The sequence below is a fragment of the Falsiporphyromonas endometrii genome (genome assembly GCF_042654485.1).
Classification (GTDB): Bacteria; Bacteroidota; Bacteroidia; order Bacteroidales; family Porphyromonadaceae; genus Porphyromonas; species Porphyromonas endometrii.
Map to the genome: position 1 here is coordinate 1 of NZ_JBHSGO010000137.1, position 6,831 is coordinate 6,831.

Consider the following 6,831-nt stretch of genomic DNA (forward strand, 5'->3'; position numbering starts at 1 on the left):
TTTCTTCATGCTTAACCATTCGTTTTGACAACATTTCAATGATCTCTTTAGTGTTTTCGAACCGACTTTTGTCAGTTCTATTGTTTAACTTTTAATTTTTCGGTAAAAATTTACCGAAGTATTGTATTTTGTTAAATCAAGACTTAATATAACAGGAAAAGGTAGATTTATATTTCAATTAGATTAATAGATAATTTAAACAGTGTTCAACCTATGTTTAAGTTCTGGTTGAACACTGTTTGATTTCTTCTCCCTCACACCATATTTATTGGTTTTCCTTGTATGAATGCTTTTACATTTTGCTTTAGTATCTCTGTGTATCTTTTTATTGCTTCTTTGGTATACCATCCCATATGAGGGGTTATGAAGCAGTTTCTTGCTTTGCAGAGTGGGTCATTTTCTGTTGGTGGTTCGTTTTCTAAGACATCCAATCCTGCAGCATATAGTTTGTTTGAGTTTAGAGCTTCTGCCAGAGCCTCTTCGTCTACGAGTCCGCCTCTTGATACATTTATGAGTATTGCTGTTGGCTTCATTAGAGCTATCCGTTCTTTAGAAGCTATATTTTGAGTTTTTGTATTTAGTGGGCAGTGTAGTGATAGTATATCTGCTTTTTGGAATAGCTCTTCGAGGGTTTCCACTTTTGTAATATAAGCTGGTAGCTCTTCCTGTTTTTTAGATGTGTGAGCTATGATTTTCATTCCGAGAGCATTGGCAATCTCAGCGACTTTAGACCCTATGGCTCCGAGTCCTACTATAGCCAGTGTTCGTCCGTAAAGTTCTATTTGGTGTAGCTCTTTGATAACATTCTCGTAATCTTTTCTCCATATTCCCTCTTTTACATTTTTGTCGAATCTTGCTACGGGCATAGCTATGTTTAGCATGTGTGAGATAGCCATTTGTGCTACAGAATCTGTGCTGTACTGTGGTATATGAGTGACTACAATACCTCTCTGTTTGGCTGCTTCTATATCTACCGTATTTGTTCCGGTACTCATTACGCCTATATATTTTAGTTTAGGCATCTGCTTTATGTCCTCTTCTGTGACGAAAGTTTTATTGATAAGAAGCAGTTCTGCATCTTTGGCTCTCTCGGGCAATTCCCCCTTCTTCGTTCTTGGGTAGAATGAGCATTCTCCCAACTCATCCAGTCCGCTCCAGTCTAAGTCTCCCGGCAATGCGGCGTATGTGTCAGCTACTACAATTTTCATTTCTCTTTATTTTGTTGTTTTGCTAAGGTAAGAATTATTGTTTTTGGTCGTTCTATTTAGATTTATCAAACTATTGATGGCATTTATTAGAGATATTTGTTTAGAAAGAGTTTGTATTGCGGAGGTCAAATGTAGCGTGAAAATAGATCCCATTTTTATGAGACTTTGCGGGTCTGTCACTGGGTTTACTTTTAGGATGGGGTAGTTGTTTATTGTGATAAAGGTGCTCTTCGATTTTGATGATGTGCTTCTATATCCCAATTACCTTGTATCTTTGAGAAGCTGTTGAGGAATAATCATCTTCGATGCAGCTCTTATGAAGCGTGATTTTGGAACAACTAAATATATATGGTAGAAGGATTAGTCATTAGAAATACAGGTAGTCAGTTTGTGGTCTTGACCGAGGATGGTCGAGAAATTGATTGTCGTATCAAGGGGAATTTGCGTATCAAGGGTATCAGAAGTACCAATCCGATCGCTTGTGGAGACCATGTAATGGTGGAAGAACGTAGTGATACGGATGAGCCGGTCTCTTATATTCGAAGCATCGTTCCTCGTCGCAATTATATTATTCGTAAGGCCTCTAATCTCTCCAAAGAGTCTCATATCTTAGGGGCCAATTTGGATGCGGCATTACTGCTATGTACCATCTCTAATCCGGAAACCTCCACCACATTTATCGATCGTTTCCTTGCTACAGCCTGTGCTTATCGTGTTCCGGTTATTTTGGTATTCAATAAGGTGGATATCTATTCGGAAGATGAGCAGGCCTGGCTTGATTATTTGGTTGATCTTTATACCAAAGTTGGATATCCCTGTTTGGCTATTTCTGCAGAATTGTCACAAGGATTGGATCGTCTCAAAGAGCTCTTAAAAGGTAAGATAACTCTTCTCAGTGGTCATTCCGGAGTGGGCAAGAGCACCCTTATCAATCGTCTGATCCCTTCTGCCAATCGCAAGACGGCTGCAATTTCAGACATGCACCATACGGGAGTGCATACAACTACCTTTTCTGAGATGATAAAGCTTCCTCATGGAGGATATCTTATAGATACTCCGGGAATCAAGGGCTTTGGTACCTTAGAGATGAATGAGGAGGATACTTCGCATTACTTCCCTGAGATTTTTGAGAAAAGTAAGGAGTGTCGTTTTTCTAACTGCACCCATACACATGAGCCCGGATGTGCAGTCATTGAGGCGGTAGAGAGGGAGGAGATAGCACCGACGCGATATAATAGCTACCTTAGCATACTAAGCGATAGTACATCAGGGAAATACAGACCCGAATATTAAATTTATAAAGGATATATAATGAAAAGAATATCAAAAGTAGTAGCCGTTTTGTGTATGAGTTTTTTGGTGACGGTCCTTGGTTGGTCTTCATCTTCTGATCTGCAACAAAACTCTGCTACTCCCAAAACAATTACCAAACTTGCGGATGGAACTACAGTGATCAATACAACTGTTGTGGGCAAAGATATTGTGGGCTATGCCGGTGCTGTACCACTTGAGATTGGAGTGAAACAGGGGAAGGTTGTTTATGTGAAGGCTTTGTCTAACAAGGAGACTCCCGGTTTTTTTAGAAAGGCAAGCCGAATCCTTAATAGTTGGAATGGCAAAACAGTCAAAGAGGCGTCTAAGCTACAGGTGGATGCAGTGACAGGTGCTACTTTCTCTTCTAAGGCAATTATCAAAAATGTACAAGCCGGTCTTAAGGCTATGCCTAAAGGAAAACGCTGATTGCATCTTTTATTATTGTTAGAGTTTGCCTTTGATGGCAGATCCTAATTTTATTTCAAACAAAGTATTTACTATGAAAAAGCTTAGACAGATATTGAGTCTCATTATCTGTTTTCTAATGATTATGGTGGTCTCCATCAGAAGAGATCACAAGGTTTTGGGGTATGATCTTAGGCAAGAAAAGGTTGGCACGGAAGTTGTTTCGGACACGATCAAGTATCTTGATGATGGTATTATTGAGGTCAATACAACCTATTTGGGCAAAGATATTGTAGGGTATGCCGGCAATGTGCCACTCTTGATCAGGATACAAGATGATAAGATCTTGTCGGTCGAGGCTCTGCCAAATGTGGAGACACCGGACTTTTTTGAGGCTGCAAAATCTTTGCTTTCTGAGTGGAAAGGCAAAACATTGGCTGAGGCGGAGTCCCTTCAGGTGGATGCTGTCAGTGGAGCAACCTTCTCCTCTAAGGCGATCATAGACAATATGAAGCTTGGGATAAGCTATGCGCAGTCCAAAGAGGCAGAGTCCGGGTCCTCTTTTACATTTGACTTGAAGTTTGTGGTTGCTCTTTTGGTTTCACTTATGGCGGCTCTATTACCGCTATTTATCAAGAATAGGACTTATCATTTTGTACAGCTGATTCTCAATGTCATTATCCTTGGATTTTGGACCGGTTCATTTTTGTCTTACACCGTGATTGTGAGGGTTATGTCAAATGGTATCAGCCTTCCTGTTGGACTCATCTTCCTAATCTTACTGATTACGGCATTTGTCTATCCTCTCTTTGGAAAGAAACAGTATTATTGCACCCATGTTTGTCCATTGGGATCTATTCAGCAATTGGCTGCTAAGGTCTCACCCAAAAAGATTAGGCTCTCTCAGATAGTGGTCAAAAGACTCAACCTATTTAGAGAACTTCTCTGGGCTGTACTTATGCTTCTGCTATGGACGGGGTTCTTTTTCGATTGGATGGACTATGAGTTGTTTTCGGCCTTTATAGTTCAGTCGGCTTCTGTTGCAATCATAGTGGTGGCACTCTTGTTTTTTGTCCTGTCGTTTTTTGTACCAAGACCCTATTGTCGTTTTGTATGTCCGACAGGTACTTTGTTTAAGATATCCGAACAATCTAAGTAATCAATCATTATGAATTCATATAAGTTAGTCTCTCTTTTCTTGGCGGTTTCACTCGTTGTTGTCTGTTTTCAGCTATCTAAGAGGCATCAGAAGGTTGCCGAAGATGATGCCTCTTTACGAAGCGAAATCTGTATTGAAGATTCGGTACTCAATACTATTATGACGCGAGTGAGTGTTAGGGCTTATACAGATCAGGAGGTCGAAGAAGACAAAATAGACAATCTCCTCAAGGCAGCCATGGCGGCGCCTACCGCTCTCAATAAGCAACCGTGGCATTTTGTGGTGGTAAAAGATAAGGCTTTGTTGGAGGAGCTTTCACATGCACATAAGTATGCAGCTTTGGTGGCAAAAGCCCCTTTGGCGATTGTCGTGTGTGGAGATATGAATAAAGCTTTGGATGGGGAGAGCAGAGATTTTTGGATACAGGATTGCTCTGCAGCAACCGAGAATCTTCTTTTGGCTGCTCATGCTCAGCATCTGGGAGCCGTTTGGACAGGTCTTTATCCGGGTTTGGAGAAGTGTAAAGCTGTCTCTGAAGTTCTGAACCTTCCCGATCACCTTGTTCCTTTGTGCATGGTGGTGGTTGGCTATCCGGCTGAGTCTCCACAAGTGAAGGATAAATGGAGAGAGGATAATATTACTTACGGTCGATTTGAAGAATCATCCGATGACACAGACGAGTAATTTTGAAACCATCTTATTAGAGCAGAAACGATATTTTGAGTCGGGCAAAACATGGCCTGTCAGTTTTAGAAAAGCTCAGCTAAGAGCCCTTCTAAAGCAATTGAAGCAACATGAGGAGGAGCTTTGCAAGGCAGTGTTTGATGACTTCGGAAAGTCGGCCATAGAGATTTTTATGGGGGATCTTGCTGTGGTCTATCAAGAGATTAGATGGCTTCTTTGCAATATAGATCGCTTGGCTAAACCAAAGAGGTGTCGGACCAATCTTGGCAATCTTCCCGGTAAAAGTCGCATCATAATGCAACCCATCGGCACGGTACTTATCTTGGGTGCATGGAACTATCCTTACAATCTAACGCTTGTCCCTTTGGTATCTGCTATTGGTGCCGGATGTACCGCAGTTGTCAAGCCGAGCGAATTGCCGACTCATGCGATGAAGATATTATCAAAGATTATTTCTTCTACCTTCCCAAAGGAGTATATCTTTTTGGCTGAGGGGGGTGCAGAGGTGGCTTCTTACCTTACGCAACTTAAGTTTGATAAGATTTTCTTTACGGGCAGTACCGGGGTGGGTAAGATGGTTTATCAGTCGGCTGCTCGTAATATGGTGCCGGTAACGCTTGAACTTGGTGGCAAATCTCCGGTCATTGTTTCGCCCTCTGCAGATCTTGCGAAGGCGGCAAAGAGAATCGTATGGGGAAAGTTTTTTAATGCCGGTCAGACCTGTGTAGCTCCGGACTACCTCTTGCTTCATCGTTCCCTTAAGCAAACCTTCTTGGAGTATCTTGTTGGTGAGATTAAAACGAGGAAATATGATCAGGGTGCAGAACAGTATGTCTCGATAGTCACGTCAAAGCATCTGGAGCGACTCATAGCATTGATCTCTTCAGAAAAGGTCTATTATGGTGGTGGTTATGATCTGGCAAGTAGGTATCTTGAGCCAACCATAATGGTGGATGTAGAGGAGGATGATCCCATTATGCAAGAGGAGATATTTGGCCCCATACTGCCAATCATACTATATGATCATTTTGATGATGTGCTGAAGTATATCGGAAGAAAAGAGAAACCTTTGGCGGCCTATCTTTTTAGTCAGTCAAAAGAAGAACGCAAAGCATTTCTTACCAAACTAAACTTTGGGGGTGGCTGTATAAATGATGTTGTGATGCATCTAAACAATATACATTTGCCTTTCGGAGGTGTGGGCGCGAGCGGAATAGGAGCGTATCATGGAGAGGCAGGATTTCTAAACTTCATACATCCAAAAAGTGTCTTTGTGAGATCTAAATATTTTGAGCCAACACTCAAATATCCTCCATACACAAAATGGAAGAAAAGAATCATCAGGTGGTTGTTGGGGTAGAAAACACAAAGCAGTTCAACCAGTAAAACATTTATAGAGGATTACTTATAAGATGCTTAATCTTTTATCTCTGCTGATGTTTCAGCTATGGTCGATCTTTTCTTTGCTCATAGTCCTCTCTTTTCCCTGTTGCAGTCTCCCTTTCCTTTTCCTCGGTTGTCGGGTTGCATCTCGTTCTTTTATTTGCTGTCCGATAAAAAGTTTTGGCTGCCCATCAAAGTTGAATTTCATATAAACAGCTCTTACGATTGCTCTCTAACCAAACGGAATTACCTATTCTGTGATATTAGCCTGTAAATCATGCTTAGTTTTTGTCGAACAGCCTATCTTTCAACACATTTACAGAAAGAAAAAGCATCCATTTAGACAACCCCTTCGCCCCATAAGACATTCGTGTGGATCAAGTGCTGATTTATTACTCAATCTTGAAGGCGTTTTTGTCGGACGGCCGACTTTAGAATCAAAAAGGGGGGCTTATCTTTAAAAATTGAGATACTCATCCCCATAAATAAAGTGTTTGGGAGACTTCAATATGACCTTATCTACCTTTATACAACGAACTATCCAGCTTTTGATGGATACTGTCCCGAAAAAGTGTGTAAGACCCAAGACTGTTATCTTTGAAAAAATAAAATAAAACAGTAAAACAGTATGGATCTCACACAAGTACAAATTAAAGAAATTATTTCGAATTGTCTGTC

The 6,831-nt window shown here is 40.9% G+C and carries 6 protein-coding genes; 5 read left to right on the plus strand and 1 reads right to left on the minus strand.

The window, feature by feature from the left end:
• Window positions 1-254 precede the first annotated feature (254 nt).
• Window positions 255-1,208, minus strand: a complete 954-nt coding sequence (locus ACFO3G_RS04245; protein WP_380078296.1) for a D-2-hydroxyacid dehydrogenase — start codon at window positions 1,206-1,208, stop codon at window positions 255-257.
• Window positions 1,209-1,556: 348 nt separating this feature from the next.
• Here ACFO3G_RS04245 and rsgA point away from each other — a divergent pair, with 348 nt between their 5' ends.
• From rsgA to ACFO3G_RS04270, 5 genes are all read left to right on the plus strand, one after another.
• Window positions 1,557-2,501: a ribosome small subunit-dependent GTPase A gene (rsgA, locus tag ACFO3G_RS04250; protein ID WP_380078298.1), complete on the plus strand. Its 945-nt coding sequence runs from the start codon at window positions 1,557-1,559 to the stop codon at window positions 2,499-2,501.
• A gap of 18 nt (window positions 2,502-2,519) precedes the next feature.
• Entirely contained in the window at window positions 2,520-2,948 is a 429-nt protein-coding gene (locus ACFO3G_RS04255; RefSeq protein WP_380078300.1) for an FMN-binding protein, read from the plus strand.
• A 73-nt stretch (window positions 2,949-3,021) separates the two neighbouring features.
• A complete protein-coding gene (locus ACFO3G_RS04260; RefSeq protein WP_380078302.1) occupies window positions 3,022-4,086 on the plus strand; it encodes a 4Fe-4S binding protein in 1,065 nt (354 codons plus the stop codon).
• 9 nt (window positions 4,087-4,095) lie between these two features.
• Window positions 4,096-4,770, plus strand: coding sequence for a nitroreductase family protein (locus tag ACFO3G_RS04265; RefSeq protein WP_380078304.1), 675 nt, complete (start codon window positions 4,096-4,098; stop codon window positions 4,768-4,770).
• Window positions 4,739-6,130 carry an aldehyde dehydrogenase family protein gene (locus ACFO3G_RS04270; protein WP_380078306.1) on the plus strand — a complete coding sequence of 464 codons (1,392 nt, stop codon included), beginning with the start codon at window positions 4,739-4,741 and terminating at the stop codon, window positions 6,128-6,130. The genes ACFO3G_RS04265 and ACFO3G_RS04270 overlap by 32 nt, the downstream gene beginning before the upstream one ends.
• Window positions 6,131-6,831: the final 701 nt, after the last annotated feature.

Bases quoted from the DNA above. Each gene is read 5' to 3' on its own strand.
- ACFO3G_RS04255 (WP_380078300.1), top strand. From the start codon at position 2,520: ATGAAAAGAATATCAAAAGTAGTAGCCGTTTTGTGTATGAGTTTTTTG.
- rsgA (WP_380078298.1), top strand. From the start codon at position 1,557: ATGGTAGAAGGATTAGTCATTAGAAATACAGGTAGTCAGTTTGTGGTC.
- ACFO3G_RS04260 (WP_380078302.1), top strand. From the start codon at position 3,022: ATGAAAAAGCTTAGACAGATATTGAGTCTCATTATCTGTTTTCTAATG.
- ACFO3G_RS04265 (WP_380078304.1), top strand. From the start codon at position 4,096: ATGAATTCATATAAGTTAGTCTCTCTTTTCTTGGCGGTTTCACTCGTT.
- ACFO3G_RS04245 (WP_380078296.1), bottom strand. From the start codon at position 1,208: ATGAAAATTGTAGTAGCTGACACATACGCCGCATTGCCGGGAGACTTA.